Origin of the sequence: Nocardia vaccinii NBRC 15922 (genome assembly GCF_001613305.1) — a bacterium.
In the GTDB taxonomy this organism is placed as follows: Bacteria; Actinomycetota; Actinomycetes; order Mycobacteriales; family Mycobacteriaceae; genus Nocardia; species Nocardia vaccinii.
In genome coordinates, this window is record NZ_BDCC01000069.1 from 41,103 (window position 1) to 55,506 (window position 14,404).

Genomic DNA, 14,404 nt, shown 5'->3' on the forward strand with positions numbered 1-14,404 from the left:
CTACGCGATCCGCAGCAGCTTCTTGTTCGCGAACTCGTCGAGGCCGAGCCGGCCCAGTTCGCGGCCGATGCCGGATGCCTTGACGCCGCCGAACGGGAGATTCGGTTGACTGCGGATCAGCGAATTCAGGCCGACCATGCCGACCTCCAGCCGGTCGGCAACCTCGTTCGCCGCCTCGCGATCCTGGGTGAACACGGCCGCACCGAGCCCGAACCGGGAATCGTTGGCCAGGCGGACCGCTTCCTCGGCGGACTCCACGCGATACAGCACCGCCACCGGGCCGAAGAGCTCCTCGCGATAGGCACGCATCCCCTCAGTGACACCAGACAGCACGGTCGCCGGGTAGAAAGCCCCGTCACCATCGGGAACCACCCCGCCCAGGTGCAGGGTCGCCCCCTTGGACACGGCATCTTCGACCTGCTCAGCGAGTTCGGTCCGGCCGGCGACCGAGGCCATGGGCCCCATCTTCGTGTCCGGGTCCAGCGGGTCACCGGTCGTCCAGTTCTTGGCCCGCTCGACGAACCCGGTCAGGAACTCGTCGAAGACGTGCTCGTGCACGATCATTCGCTTCGAGGAAGTGCACGCCTGTCCGGCATTGGAGAACCGGCCCGATTCGGCGAGGTCGAGCGCATGACCGAGATCCGCGTCGGGCAGCACGATGAACGGGTCCGAGCCGCCGAGCTCGAGTACGAACTTCTTCAGATGCCGGCCGGCTTGTTCGGCGACGATGCGACCCGCTTCCTCCGAACCCGTCAGTGAGACACCCTGCAGGCGCGGATCGGCGATGAGCCCCTGGACGCGGTCCGAGGAGACGACCAGGTTCTCATACACGCCCGCCTGCGCACCCGCCTCCTCCAGGATCGATTCGATGATCAAGCTGGTCTGCGTGCAGGAGCGAGAGTGCTTGAGCAGCACGGTGTTTCCCAGCAGCAGGTTCGGCGCGACGAACCGGGCCACCTGATACAGCGGGTAGTTCCACGGCATGATACCCAGGATCGGCCCGATCGAACTGGTTCGGACCAGGGCTCGTCCGCCGCCGGCGACCTCCAGCTCCTCGTCCCGCAGCAGCTCCGGGCCCTTGTCGGCGTAGTAGTCGAAAATCGAAGCGGCGAGCCCGATTTCGCCTTCACTCTGGGCAACAGGCTTGCCCATTTCCTTCGCCACCGACTGGGCGAGTTCCGCGGTGCGCTTGCGGTGCAGCTCGGCGATACGCGACAGCAGAGCGGCGCGATCGGACAGCGCGGTGCGGGACCATGTGCGGTGAGCTTCGGTGGCGCGGGCCAGAGCGGATTCGGTCTCGGCGTCCGACATCAGCTCGTACTCAGCGATATTCGCGCCGGTGCGCGGGTCAACGGTGGTGAATGTGGGCATCTTCGTCCTCCTGTACAGATCGGGTCCGTCATCAGACCGTGGCGGGAACATGGATCTGGTAACTCGGGTAGCCGTCCTGCGCTTCGGTCTCCGAGATGGCGATGTACTTGTCGAGACCGCCGACGTAGAAGTTCGCGGTCCTGGTCTTGCGCTTGCCCGGAATGTTGGAACCGAAGATCCACGAACCCGTTTCCAGGAACAGCGAGCCCTCGAGTTCGTCCAGACAGGTCCGCAGCCAGCCCTCCTCCGCCTCCGGGCGCAGCTCGATGGATGAACCGGGCGTATCGAGCAGACCGGCGATCGCGCGGGTGATCCACTTCGCCTCCAGTCCGATAGCGGGCGGAAGGTTGACGAACGGACCGTTCGGCCCCAGGACCATGAACATGTTCGGGAAGCCCGAGACGGTGATTCCGAGGTGGCTGCGCGGCCCTTCGCTCCAGTGCTCACTCAGCGATTCGCCGCCGCGCCCGCGGATGTCCACTCCGCGATAGCTGCCGTCGACAGCGTCGAATCCCGTTGCCAGCACGAGGACATCGAGTTCGTGCAGGGTGCCGTCCTCGGTGACGATCCCGGTGGAGGTGAACTTCTCCACGGGCGTTTCGCGCAGACTGACGAGCGTGACGTTCGCCTGGTTGAAGATCTGGAAGTAGCCGGAGTCGCAGATCGGGCGACGTGCGAACGGCTCCCAGGGCGTGAGCTTGCGGGCGGTCTCCGGATCCTGGACGATCTGCGCGATCTTGCGCCGGATGAAGTCGGCTGCCGCGTCGTTCGCCGCACGGTCCGAGGTCACATCACAGAAGGTCTCGTTGGTGAAGGTGTAGTTTCCGCCCTTCTCCCAGGCCCATTCGAAGATCGCCTCGCGCTCCTCGTCGGACACCCCGAAGGTCTTGCGGTTGTACTCCTCGTCGATGCCGAAACCGATCTTGACCCGGGCGAACTCGTCCCACCGCTCCTCGCAGGTGTCGGCGAAGTGCTGGAGCTCGTCCTCGGTCCAGTCCCGGTTGCCGGCCGGAACGGTGTACTGCGGGGTCCGCTGGAACGAAGTGAGATGCCCCGCCACCTTCGCGGCCTCGGTCATGAACTGCACACCGGTCGAGCCGTTGCCGATCACACCCACACGCTTGCCCGCGAGGTCCAGATCCGCCGGCCAGTCAGCGGTATGCACGATACGACCCCGGAACGAACCGATGCCCGGGAAGTCGGGCACGTTCCGGTTCGACAGCAGCCCCAGTGCAGTCACCAGGAACCGCGCCCGGAACGCACCCTTGTCGGTCTCGATGTGCCAAGTCTGCGATTCCTCATCGAAAACCGCTGTGCGCAACTCGGTTTCGAGCTGGAAGCGCGACCGCAGATCCCAGAAGTCGACCGCGTCCTCGAGGTAGCGACGGATCTCCGGCCCCTGGACGTAGCGGCTCTTCCACTTGCCCACCTGCTCGAGGTAGAGCTCCTTCTCGAACGGGAGCATGTACATGAAGCTCTGAGTGTCCGACAACGCGCCCGGGTACCGGTTCCAGTACCACGTACCCCCGATGCCCGGTGCCTTGTCGATCACGACTGCGTTGAGCCCGAGGTCGGCGGTCAGGCGACGCAGCGTCATGATCCCGCCCATGCCGGCGCCTACGATGAGGGCATCGGCTTCCTGCACCTGAGCGCTTCGACTCATTACCTTCTCCTTTTTCTGGCACGGCAAAATTTCGCCCGATAGAACCGGGTCACCGAATTCATTGGGAATATTTTTTCGAATTCTTCCGGTACATATCGACGTTACGTGTGATCCAGATCTTATTCCAGACCCGAGTGATGCGTATCGTGGTGAAGATTATTTCCGATCCAGCAGCAACATTTCGTTTTCCCGCGTGCGTCCGCTCTGATCCGCGCCCGGCTCTCGCGCAATACCAGGAATCAGATGTCGGAGCGCGATCTCGACGGCGGCGTTGTCACTGCGGTCAAGCCAGGCTGCACGCAGGTGCACATCCGGAACGCGCTCGACGTCCGCCGGTGCGAGCGGAACGAACACGACCTCGGGATTGAAGTTTCGCAACCCGACCGAGGCAAGCGCGAGATGACACCCGACGCCTGCACTGACCAGAGCAATGCACGATTGCGTGTCCGGTGCGAACTGAACGTTGTCGATGGCAGTCCGGTGAGCGTACCCGAGCCTCCACAGTCGATCTGTCGTCACCGATCCTGCCGCATAGGGCAGGGACACAAACGGCTCACCTGCCACTTCCGCGAAGCTCACAGTGCCGGCCGTAGCGAGCGGATGCATTCGAGGGAGCGCCACCGCAAGCGAGTCCGGCATCAGGACATGAGCCGAGACGCCAGGCGGCAACTGATCCCATCGGCCGAGCGCGATGTCGGTGCGCCCGAGCAGGAGGTTCTGCATGACCGGACGCGAGATGAACTGGGACGACAGCTCGAGACGGATGCCGGGATTGTCCGTACGCATATCCCGTGCGAGCGTGGCGACAAACGGATGTGCGGCGACTCCGGAGAATTCCACACGCACGACTCCGACCTCGCCTGCCGCCGCAGCGCCGACAACCTCGGCCGCCCGCCGAGCGGCCGCAAGCACTTCGCGCGCCGGATCCACCAACGCCCGGCCGGTATTGGTGAGCTCGACCGTTCGAGTGTTGCGTTCGAACAGCCGCACATCCAACTCGCTCTCAAGGCTCTTGATGGTCCTGCTCAGTGGCGCCTGGGCCATGAACAGCTGATCGGCCGCCCGCCCGAAGTGCAGGTGCTCAGCGACCGCGAGGAATGCCTCCAGTTGTCGAATCTCCATGGTGCCTCCTTGCGACTGCCGTCCGGCCATCGTATCCTAACGCACGTTAGTTAGGAACCCTTCGCGAGGGACGATTGTTCCCTATGCAGCACACCAGTGAACCGGATACGGAAAATATCAACAGGCGATCCCTGGCGCGTTGACACGGCTCGAACACAGTATTTATGGTCGATTGAACTTTCCATTCGAGATATCATGCGGCACCCCGCCGAGAATTGCCGGAATACCCTTAACGAGGAACCATGAGCACTGTCATCGATCCGAAAAATCCGGGTACGATCCTGATCGCACCACACCAATTCCCCGAAGTCGAACGTGAGAGAAAGTTCGCAGCAGAATTCGGCATGAAGATCGTCGTAGCATCGGACACGGACACCTTTCACGCCGCGATACCGGACGCCGCCCTGGTCCTGGTGACACCCTATGCACGCGTGGAGAAGGACGATTTCGCCGCGATGAAGCGGTGCATCGCGGTCGTCCGCTACGGCATCGGCTACGACAACATCGATGTCATCGCGGCCCGCGCCAAAGGGATCCCCGTCGCGATCGTGCCTGGAGCCGCAAGCGAAGAGGTCGGATCACACGCGTTCGCGATGGGCCTGTCCCTGGCTCGTCGCATACCTGCGGGCCAAACCGCCATCGCCGGCGAATCCTGGGCCGGGAACATCGGTTTCGACACCCCGCGCTTCTCGGAACTCGACGTCGCCGTCATCGGCATGGGGCGTATCGGGCGCAGGGTCGCCCAGTGGTACGCCGCGATCGGCACCAACGTGCGAGCCTACGACCCCTTCCTCGGGTTCGACACCGTGCCCGCAGCACCGCTGGAGGAACTGCTCGAGCAGTCCGACATCGTCAGCCTGCACATCCCGCTGACCGTGGATACCAAACATTTCGTCTCGGCGGACGTGCTGCGTCGCATGCGCAAGGGATCGGTGATCGTCAATGTCTCGCGTGGCGGCCTGATCGACGAACAGGCTCTGGCGGACGCACTGCACAGCGGCCACATCGCCGGCGCTGGGCTCGACGTCTTCAGCCAAGAACCACTACCCGCGCAACATGTACTGCGTTCGGCTCCGAACGTGATCATGACCCCGCACGTCTCGTGGCGTTCCAACCGCGCACTCGAGACCCTGCAAGAGGGAGTCGTCCAGCGCTGCCGCGAGGCCCTGACCGGTCAGCCGATTTCCGACCTCGTCACCTAGATCGGTGTGCCGGCTGCCATTCGCCCCGATAGCCGGGGCGCACCGCCCTGTAATCTTCCGAACGAGACCGGTGCCCGCCGACAGGGCACGATCCGCCCGCAGGGCGACAGGCGATGGAGCGATGACGCAAGCAACGCTGGCAGAGGCAAGCAACGATCTTCGGCGCCACCTGGACAAGTACAACTGGACCGGGCAGTCGCCCTCTCGACGCAGGATCTTGAGCGAATTCCTCCGCTTGGCCACTGCACACGGCTTCGACTCGGTCTCGATGCGCATGCTCGCCAAGGCAGTCGACATCAAGGCGCCCAGCATCTACGCACATTTCCCCGACGGCCGCGACGAGATCGTGGCGGAGTCCCTGCGCTGGCACTTCCACCAGTTCGGCATCGCCATGCTCACAGAGGTGGACAAAACCACCGGCACCGAAGATGCCTGGGCGGCAATGGTTCGCGTGCATCTGACCCGTCAACTGAGGCTGCCGGAAAGCAATCTCTGGGACCTCCTGGTAGCCACCGACAAGATGGCGAACTTCCTGCCGACCGAGGTACGTATCGAGGCCGACAACTGGGTGGCCCTGTACGAACGCATGTACCTGGCAGCCGCAGCCGAACTCGGGGCCGAATCTTCCGAGGAGGCCGTCCGCATCGTCATGGCCGTCCTGGAGAGCGCCACCCGGTGGTGCAACTGGGACGGTAGCGATGAGCACCTCGAGCATCTCGTCGATCGTGCAGTAGCACTCACCAGAACAGTCCTCGACTGGAGCACCACCACCGGGCACTGAGCCACCGCACCTGGACCGGTCGAATGTCCGCGTCGTCGACGTTGACGTAACCGACAGCGGGGGCGCCGAATCGAAGGTGATCGTGGCAGCTGGGGATCAAATTCAGCTCGCGCGGGCCGACACTCGCCTCGTCCCAATCCCCCAGCACAACCCGATCACCATCCCACAGGCAGTTGCCGCCATACGGGTCACCATGAATGAACCCCACACCCAGCCCGGACTCGAGCCCGTCGTACCGGTCGAGCAGTTCGCTGGCCCGGTCGGACAGCCAGGTCGCATCTCCGGGATCGAGAACCCGGGCCGCGGCTGGCGCCCCGAGAATGGTCGTCAGCCCCGCCAACGGCGGGTACGGGTGCAGTTCCACCGGAACCGGATCCGTCAGGGTGTGCAGCCGACGCAGGATGGTGCCGGGGTCCCGCATGGGCGGTTCGCCGCGGTCGTGTTGCGGGTAGTAGCGCCACAGCGTGAACAGCGTGACCGTGGCGTCGTCGATCTCGGCGACCTGGTCCGTCAGCGGTTCGGTCACCGGGATATCGTGTTCGGCCAGCCACCGCATCAGCATCACACTCGCCTCGAAGCGCAGGCCCTCGTGCTGTTTGCGGCCGATCCGTACCACAGCACTGCTGCGCAGCAGCAGCCACACCGCGTTGCTGTGGGCCCGCAACAATTGCGCCTCGGCCGCGTCGAGGCCGACCTGTTCGCATGCGGCAGTGAGGATATCGCGCGCGGCCACATCGGTCATCGCAGCGCCACGCTCGAGTGCGCGGTGTATCCGCGGATGGTCTCGCGAAGGTCGTGAGCGATAGGCGCTTCAGCATGGCGGTGCTCGCGCAGCGCACCAACAACGGTAGTCATCCCCTCCACGATGCACGTGATCCGCTGCTCGGTAGGAAGTGCCAGGACCGGGGACAGTATCTCCTGCGCGCCTTCGAGTTCGTTGCGGGCGATCCGCGACAGGCTCACCTGCACCCGGGCCAGCGCCTCGTCCCCGTAGGAACGCTGTTCGGGTGGGCCAGTAGTGTATTCGTCGATGGCGTCCAGCGACCACCGCTCGGCGTCCTGATGATCACCGATCGACCGGTACGCACAGCCCAAGTAGTAGGCCATCTTCGGGCGCGGGAACGTGCAGGCACCGCCGAACACGGTCACTTCGTCGGGCGCATCGCGCGCCTGCTCGGCCGCGGCCACCGTCCGAGCCGCAGCCGAACGGGCAAGGCCCGCATCGCCGAGGCGGCCGGCGCAGCGCGCCTGCAACGCAAAAAGCCTGACCCGGTAGTCACCCACCGGCGCCCACTCCGCAGCGTCCTCGATGATGCCCAGCACGGTGTGCGGCTTGGGAGACCACTCCGCGATCAGCGCTTTCGTCCCGGCCACCCACGCCCTCAGCCCGGTGTGCCCGGCTTCCTGCGCCAACAGTTCACCAGCCAGAACATGCCGCACCGCCGCCTCGGAATCACCGGCCACATCATCGGTGAGTTCCCCGAGTAGCTGAACTGTGACCGCGCCCAGCAGCGCCAATTCGCGTCGGCGCTGTAGTCGCCGCGCCTGCTCCAATTGTTCGGCGATCTTCGTGCGCACCCGCAGCAGAATAGAAAACGGCCGCAACCGAGTTCGCGACCTCGATAACCTCGTCCACTACGCGCGGCGGCTGCAAATTCCAACTGCACTGCTGTGGTTCGACATCGAGATCACAGAGCCCCCACTCCCATCGGCAGGTGCGCTGGTGCGCCTGCCAGGTGGTAGCGCCGTTCCCGCCGCGAGCGTCCCAGTAGGACCGCCGCTCGCGGATTCCCTGTTGGGTTCTCTGCGGCAATACGCAACGACTGACATGCTGGCTGGACCGTTCTCGGTCCTGCCTATGGCCGAACAGCAAATGGTGTTCATCGACCAACTACTCGACGGCAGTCGCGGCATCAGCCACGATCGGCTGCTCGACGTCTCGGCACGGTACGCCGAGTTCATAGGCTGGTTGTACCAAGACTCCGGCAACTTGCAGGCTGCCATGTCCTGGTCGAACACCGCCCTGGACAAAGCCGAGGAATCGGGTGATACCCGATTCCTGTCCTATCTGCGCATGCGAAAAAGCAACATCGCCAGCGACATGGGCAAGCCCGGCTTGGCCGTCGAATTCGCCAACAGCGCACTGACGAATCCGACATCCTTGACACCCCAATTGCGCGCAGTCGCCTTGCGACAGCAAGCACACGGACACGCTATGACTGGTGATCCCGACAACTGCGCGCGAGCACTCGAGCAGGCGTACGCTCTGGCCGCCGAACCCGGCGAGGACGATGCAGTCGATATGGCCGGGTACTGCACGACCGGGTTCATCGCGATGGAAGCTGCGCACTGCTGGGTGGAACTCGGCAAGCCAGCCGCTGCTCTCGAGACCCTCCAGCGAGGACTTGCCGACTGGAACTCTGACAGCCGACGTGATCTCGGTGTCGGACTCGCTCGCCTCGCCACGGCACATGCTGTTCTCCGGCAGCCCGACGAAGCGCTCGAAGTCGCCGACCACGCGCTCGCGATCGTTTCCGACACCCGCTCGAGCCGTACTACTCGACAACTGCACCGCGTCACCAACAAGCTGGTCGGAGTCGGACACTCTAGCCACGCCCGCGAACTCGACTACAAGCTGCGCAAGACTCTGCGCACGGCATCGTTGCCGACTACAAGGAGAAACCAGTGGACCTGATCACCACCGCGACCTCGACCGATGTCGCTCGCCAGGGCGCGAATACCGCAGTGCTACCAGTGGGGAGCTTCGAGCAGCACGGCGAGCATTTGCCGCTGATCACCGACACCGCCATCGCCTGCCTCATCGCAGAACGGCTCGCCGACACCTACGACTTGTTTCTCCTGCCTCCGGTCACGATCTCTTGTTCGCATGAACACGCGGGCTTCGCTGGCACAGTCAGTATCAGCGCCGCAACACTGATAGCCCTGATCGACGATGTTCGGCTGTCGCTGGAACGTTCCGGCATCGACAAACTCGTCCTGGTCAACGGCCACGGCGGAAACTATGCGACATGGACCAGGCAGCCCGAATGCGTAGTTGTTCGGCACGGCGTGACGGTGCCGTGGACCATGGCCGCGATACGGACCGGGCTGAGGGCGGATTTCGGTGGCAGGTCGATTCGGCGGTGCCCAGCGGCGGGCACGCCAGCGCTGTGCTGGTCTAGTGTCCGGGTGTGGCGGCGTTGAATTCGGCTGGTGTGGGTGGTTGGATCCGGCTGCTCCGACCGCGTGAGGAGCGCGCGCTGGCGGGTTCGGTGCTGCCGGTGGCTACGGTCGAGGAGTTGACAGCGCGGCTTGGTGCGGGTCCGGTGGGGTGGGCGGTGGAGCTGGGGGGCGAGATGGCCGACCGGATCGTGGCCGAGGTGCCTGAGCTGGGTGTGCACGGCATCGTGGAGATGGTGCGGGTGGGTGGGGAAGCGGTGGCGTTGCAGGCTATCGCGGCATTGGCGGATGAGAGGGATTTCCGTGTGGCCGCCGTCCCGGAGGTGTTGGTGGGTCCTGCGGAGGTGGTCAGCCGTGGTGTGGGGGTGGAGCACATGTTGCGCAGCATCCGGGTGGCTCACGCGCTGGCGGTGCAGCGGGTTCTCGACGCGGCTGAACAGCTGGTTCCGGCGAGTGAGCGGTTCGCGCAGATGCGGCGGGCCAACGAGGTGTTGTTCGATATCACCGACCGGGTCAGCGACGAGATGGCTCGCGAGTACGGGCGCGCGCATGATGCGTGGCTGGCCAGTTCGGCCGCGGTGCGCCGGGAGGTACTGCAGGAAATCCTGCGGGGTGGGCACGTTCCGCTGGATCGTGCGGTGCGCATCCTCGGCTATGACCTGTCACGGCATCACCGGGCGTTGGTGGTGTGGACCGAGGACTACACGGGGGCCGGGGCTCACCAGCTGGAAGAGGCCGCGGCGGCGGTGCTGGCGGCGTGCGGGTGCACGACGACGTTGATCGTGCCGGTCGGCGGGCGCCGGGTGTGGGCGTGGGGTGCACAGGTGAGTGGAGTGCCGCTGCGGCCGGAGGCGTGGTGGCCGCGGCCACCGGCCGAGGTCCGCGTCGCGATCGGGGTTCCCGGCTCGGGGGTGGCCGGGTTCGTGTCCAGTCACCGGCAGGCGCTCGAGGCCGAGCGGGTGGCCATGATCTCGGCGGTCTCGCGGGGGGTGTTCGATTACCAGGACCTCGACGTGGTGGCGATGCTGAGCGGTGACATGGAGCGGGCGCGTGAGTTCGTGCGCCGTGAACTCGGTGGTCTCGCTGATCCCGGGGAGCCGGTCGCGGCGGTGCGGGCCACGCTCAAGTGTTATCTCGATGTGGGGCGCAGTCTGGCCGAGGCGGCGGCGCTGCTGCACGTGGCTCGCAACACCGTCGCCTACCGCGTGCAGCGCGCCGAGCAATTGCGTGGTCGCAAGATCAGCGAACGCCGCCTGCCGCTGCAGGCCGCGCTTGCCCTCGCCGACGAACTCGGTGCCGCGGTCCTCGGTGACGCGCCCGCGACCGGCTGACCGCCTGGCATTTCGGTATCACCGGACATCCGAGCTGCTTGGGCTCGAATCCAAGCAGCGGGTGGGGGTTTGTACCCGAGCCCAAGCAGGCGGGTGGGTGCGGGCATTTCGATAGAGGTGTTCGCATCCGTGTCCCCGGTGCGGCCACGGCAACGTCGCCGGGATTTTTCTGTGAGGAGTGGCCGTTGCTCGCGTCGGCCTCGGTGGTGCCCGTCCGGGCTCTCGATTATCTTGTCTCGCCACTCGGTGGCGTGCGTCGCCGCATCGGCCGCGGCCGGGGGACGGTTTCGACCGGGCGCGGCGGCGGGTGTGGTTTTGGCCGTGGGGCGGGTGTGGCGATGACGTCGGTGACGCGCGGTGGGTGGGTGCTGGTTGCCGGGGCGTGTGCCGTGGTGACGCTGGGCGGTTGTTCGGTCGTGCCGACCGATGTCCAGGACGCGGTCGGCACGACACAGCACATCACCGCGGACTTCCGCAATATCGCCGGCATGTTCGAGGGCAACCCGATCACGGTGCTCGGCCTCGAGGTCGGCGAGGTGGACAAGATCGTGCCCAAGGGGCAGTTCGTCGAGGTCCACATGGTCGTCAAGAGCGATGTGAAACTGCCGAAAGACCTTACGGCCGCACTGATCTCGCCGTCCATCGTCACCGATCGGCACATCGAACTCACCCCGCGCTACACCGGCGGGCCGACCCTGCCCGACGAGTCGCACCTGACCGTCGAGCAGACCCGCACGCCGGTCGAGCTGGACACGATGATCAAGACCATCGATCAGTTCGCCGACGCGCTCAAGCCCGCGCCGGGCGCTGCGGAGGGTCCGCTGTCGGGCACCCTGCTCTACGACATGGTCAACGGGCAGGGCGCCAAGATCCGCGACACCCTCAATGCCCTGTCCGGCGCGTTGAAGGTCGGCGTCGACAACAAGGACGCGGTCGCGAGCATCATCGTCAAGCTCAACGAGCTGACGACCATGCTGTCGGAGAACGATCATGATGGGAATGACCGGATGACCGGACCGGGCTCGCGCACGCTCGCGGCCAGCGCGGCGAGCTGTCGGTGAGACATGTCGTCTGGCCGGGGCGCCGGGCGCGGGCAGGGCGTGTCCTACGGAACCATCGGCAAGACCATGCGGAGCCCTGCCGGATACTGCCGTGGGCTGGGCCGGGCCCGCACGCAGTGACATCGCGGAGTAGGGCCGCCATCTTCGCCGCTCGACCGGTGCGCCGGCCCGGTGACCGCGTCCGCCGCGTGAGGGAGCGCGGTGACTTCTTGCCCACTCGCCCTCGGGTTGGACTCGGGTCCAAGCATCGGGTGTGGGTTTGTATCGGAGGCCAAGCCGGTGGGCGGGGCCCGGCGTTTCGATAGAGGTGTTCGTATCCGTGTCACCGGCGTTGTCGTGGCGACGTCGCCGGGTGTTGATGGTCGGGGGTTTCCTGTTGCCTGCACTGGTGTCCGCTACGCCTGTCGAGGTGCTCGATCGCATCGAGCGGCGTGTGTTGTGGCTGTCGGTGGCGATGATCGATCACGCCAACCGGGTGCGTGAGAATCCGTCCGGGCTCAAGGTCGGCGGGCATCAGGCGTCGAGCGCGTCGATGGTGTCGATCATGACCGCGTTGTGGTTCCAGCAGCTCACTGCCGCGGATCGAGTGTCGGTGAAGCCCCACGCCGCGCCGGTGCTGCACGCGATCAACTATCTCCTCGGCCGGCTCGACGAGTCGTCTCTGACGACGTTGCGGGCATTCGGCGGATTGCAGAGCTACCCCAGCCGCAGCAAGGATCCGGATCCGGTGGATTATTCGACCGGTTCGGTCGGGCTGGGGGCGACGGCGCCGGTGTGGGGTGCAGTGGCACGCCGCTACGTCGGACAGCATTTCGGTGCGGGCGGGTCGGGCCGCCAGTACGCGCTGATCGGGGACGCGGAACTCGATGAAGGTGCCTGCTGGGAGGCGCTGCTGGATCCGGCGGTGCCCGAGCTGGGTGAGCTGGTGTGGATCGTGGATGTGAACCGGCAGTCGCTGGACCGGGTCGTTCCGCATCTGGCCGCCTCGCGGGTAGCGGCGATGTTCGAGGCCGCGGGGTGGCAGGTGATCACGGTCAAGTACGGCGCGCTGCTGGAGTCGTTGTTCACCCGGCCGGGAGGCGCGGCATTGCGGGCGCGGCTGGACGCGATGAGCAATCCGGAATATCAGCGGCTGCTGCGGTTGCCTGTGGCCGGGTTGCGCGAGCGGCTGCCCGGGTCCGGTCCGGGCGCCGACGCGATCGGCACCCTGCTCGACGGAGTCGATGACCATGCGTTGCCGGCCGCGCTGCGTAACCTGGGCGGGCACGATCACCGCGCGCTGCGCGAGGCGTTCGCCGCGATCGAGGACACCCGGCCCACGGTCATTTTCGCCTACACCGTGAAGGGGCACGGGCTGCCGACCGAGGGACATCCGCACAACCATTCCTCGCTGCTGAGCGCCGAACAGCTGGAGTCGGTCGCGGCCCGCCTGGGAGTCGATCTCACCGACCGGTGGGCGGGATTCGACCCCGGCAGCGACGAAGGGTTGCTGTGCGCGCGAACCGCGCAACGGCTGGCGCGGCCACCGGTCCCCGCGCCCGCTCCAGTGACGGTCCCGGCCGATTTCGGGCGCACTCCGACGCGGGTGGCGTCTACCCAGTCGGCGCTGGGACGGACCTTGCTGGATCTGCTGCGCGCCGCACCGGAGGTGGGTGCGCGGGTGGTGACGGTCAGCCCGGATGTGAGTTCCACGACCAACCTGGGCGGGTGGGTCACGAAGGTCGGGACATGGTCGGTGACCGAACGCCCCAACTGGTTCGCCGACGACCCCGACACGATTCTGCAATGGCGCGAGGGCCCGGGCGGCCAGCACATCGAATTGGGAATCGCCGAAACCAACCTGGTCGGTGTGCTGGGTGAACTCGGCGCGACAGGCAGCCGGTGGGGGCAGCCGCTGCTACCGATCGGTGTGCTCTACGACCCATTCGTCGCGCGGGCGCTGGAACCGTGGTCGTTCGGCATCTACGCCGGGGGCCGCTCGCTGCTGGTCGGGACACCGTCGGGAGTGAGCCTCGCCGCCGAAGGCGGCGCCCACCAGTCGATCATCACGCCCTCGATCGGGCTGGAACAGCCGGGCTGTGTCAGCTACGAACCGGCGTTCGTCCTCGACACCGAATGGACACTGCTGGGATGTCTGGCCCAGCTGACCCGGCCGGAGGGCCGCTCTGCGTACGTGCGGTTGTCGACGCGTCCGGTCGACCAGCGGCTCGCGGCCGTACCGTCGGATCCCGCCGCGCGCGAGCGGCGCCGCACTCATGTCCTGGCCGGCGGATACGTGTTACGTCGGCCGGTGGGCGCGGTGGTGACCATCGCGGCCATGGGCGCGATGGTGCCCGAGGCGGTCGCGGCCGCCACCCGCCTGCACGAGCTGGGTATCGAGGCGGAAATCGTGTGTGTGACCAGCCCCGGGCTGTTGTTCGCCGCGGTGCAGGCGCGCCGCGGCCGCGGGCACGGTCCGCACTGGATCCTCGACACCCTATTCGGCGCCGCAAGCGGTCGGCCGCTGGTGACCGTGCTCGACGGGCATCCGCACACGCTCGCCTTCCTGGGCACCGTGCACGGGGTGCCGGCGATCCATCTGGGCGTCACCGAGTTCGGCCAATCCGGTGACCTGGACGCGGTGTATCGCCACCACGGCATCGACACCGACGCGATCGTGCGCGCCGGCCTCGATCTGGTGCCCGCGCCGTGAA

At 66.1% G+C, this 14,404-nt stretch carries 12 protein-coding genes; 7 read left to right on the forward strand and 5 right to left on the reverse strand.

What is annotated here, in order from left to right; all coding sequences use genetic code 11:
* The 3 genes from NV1_RS35235 to NV1_RS35245 all read right to left on the reverse strand — a co-directional run bounded on the left by NV1_RS35235 (position 1) and on the right by NV1_RS35245 (position 4,186).
* Positions 1-1,371, reverse strand: coding sequence for an NAD-dependent succinate-semialdehyde dehydrogenase (locus NV1_RS35235; protein ID WP_067901755.1), 1,371 nt, complete (start codon positions 1,369-1,371; stop codon positions 1-3).
* Positions 1,372-1,402: 31 nt separating this feature from the next.
* Positions 1,403-3,034: a flavin-containing monooxygenase gene (locus NV1_RS35240; protein WP_067901758.1), complete on the reverse strand. Its 1,632-nt coding sequence runs from the start codon at positions 3,032-3,034 to the stop codon at positions 1,403-1,405.
* A 156-nt stretch (positions 3,035-3,190) separates the two neighbouring features.
* On the reverse strand, positions 3,191-4,186 hold the full coding sequence (locus NV1_RS35245; protein ID WP_218027306.1) for a LysR family transcriptional regulator: 996 nt from the start codon (positions 4,184-4,186) through the stop codon (positions 3,191-3,193).
* A 212-nt stretch (positions 4,187-4,398) separates the two neighbouring features.
* Between NV1_RS35245 and NV1_RS35250 the strand changes: the two genes are divergently transcribed.
* Positions 4,399-5,358: a C-terminal binding protein gene (locus NV1_RS35250; RefSeq protein WP_067901763.1), complete on the forward strand. Its 960-nt coding sequence runs from the start codon at positions 4,399-4,401 to the stop codon at positions 5,356-5,358.
* Between the two features lie 70 nt (positions 5,359-5,428).
* Positions 5,429-6,139 (forward strand): TetR/AcrR family transcriptional regulator, encoded by a 711-nt coding sequence (locus NV1_RS35255; RefSeq protein ID WP_218027307.1) that lies wholly within the window; start codon positions 5,429-5,431, stop codon positions 6,137-6,139.
* On the opposite strand, the gene NV1_RS35260 is transcribed toward NV1_RS35255, so the two are convergent.
* Positions 6,096-6,881 carry a phosphotransferase enzyme family protein gene (locus NV1_RS35260; protein ID WP_067901769.1) on the reverse strand — a complete coding sequence of 262 codons (786 nt, stop codon included), beginning with the start codon at positions 6,879-6,881 and terminating at the stop codon, positions 6,096-6,098. The two genes, NV1_RS35255 and NV1_RS35260, sit on opposite strands and share 44 nt — an antisense overlap.
* Positions 6,878-7,717 carry a hypothetical protein gene (locus tag NV1_RS35265; RefSeq protein WP_157117573.1) on the reverse strand — a complete coding sequence of 280 codons (840 nt, stop codon included), beginning with the start codon at positions 7,715-7,717 and terminating at the stop codon, positions 6,878-6,880. The genes NV1_RS35260 and NV1_RS35265 overlap by 4 nt, the downstream gene beginning before the upstream one ends.
* Between NV1_RS35265 and NV1_RS35270 the strand changes: the two genes are divergently transcribed.
* The 5 genes from NV1_RS35270 (at position 7,710) to NV1_RS35290 (ending at position 14,403) form a co-directional block, all read left to right on the forward strand.
* Positions 7,710-8,834 carry a tetratricopeptide repeat protein gene (locus tag NV1_RS35270; protein WP_157117574.1) on the forward strand — a complete coding sequence of 375 codons (1,125 nt, stop codon included), beginning with the start codon at positions 7,710-7,712 and terminating at the stop codon, positions 8,832-8,834. The two genes, NV1_RS35265 and NV1_RS35270, sit on opposite strands and share 8 nt — an antisense overlap.
* Positions 8,825-9,343, forward strand: coding sequence for a creatininase family protein (locus NV1_RS35275; RefSeq protein ID WP_084526267.1), 519 nt, complete (start codon positions 8,825-8,827; stop codon positions 9,341-9,343). The genes NV1_RS35270 and NV1_RS35275 overlap by 10 nt, the downstream gene beginning before the upstream one ends.
* Complete coding sequence (locus NV1_RS35280; RefSeq protein WP_157117575.1) at positions 9,331-10,650, forward strand: PucR family transcriptional regulator; 1,320 nt, start codon at positions 9,331-9,333, stop codon at positions 10,648-10,650. The genes NV1_RS35275 and NV1_RS35280 overlap by 13 nt, the downstream gene beginning before the upstream one ends.
* A 338-nt stretch (positions 10,651-10,988) precedes the next feature.
* On the forward strand, positions 10,989-11,711 hold the full coding sequence (locus NV1_RS35285) for an MlaD family protein (protein WP_084526269.1): 723 nt from the start codon (positions 10,989-10,991) through the stop codon (positions 11,709-11,711).
* A gap of 358 nt (positions 11,712-12,069) precedes the next feature.
* A complete protein-coding gene (locus NV1_RS35290) occupies positions 12,070-14,403 on the forward strand; it encodes a thiamine pyrophosphate-binding protein (protein WP_067901841.1) in 2,334 nt (777 codons plus the stop codon).
* The last annotated feature ends 1 nt before the right edge of the window (position 14,404 follow it).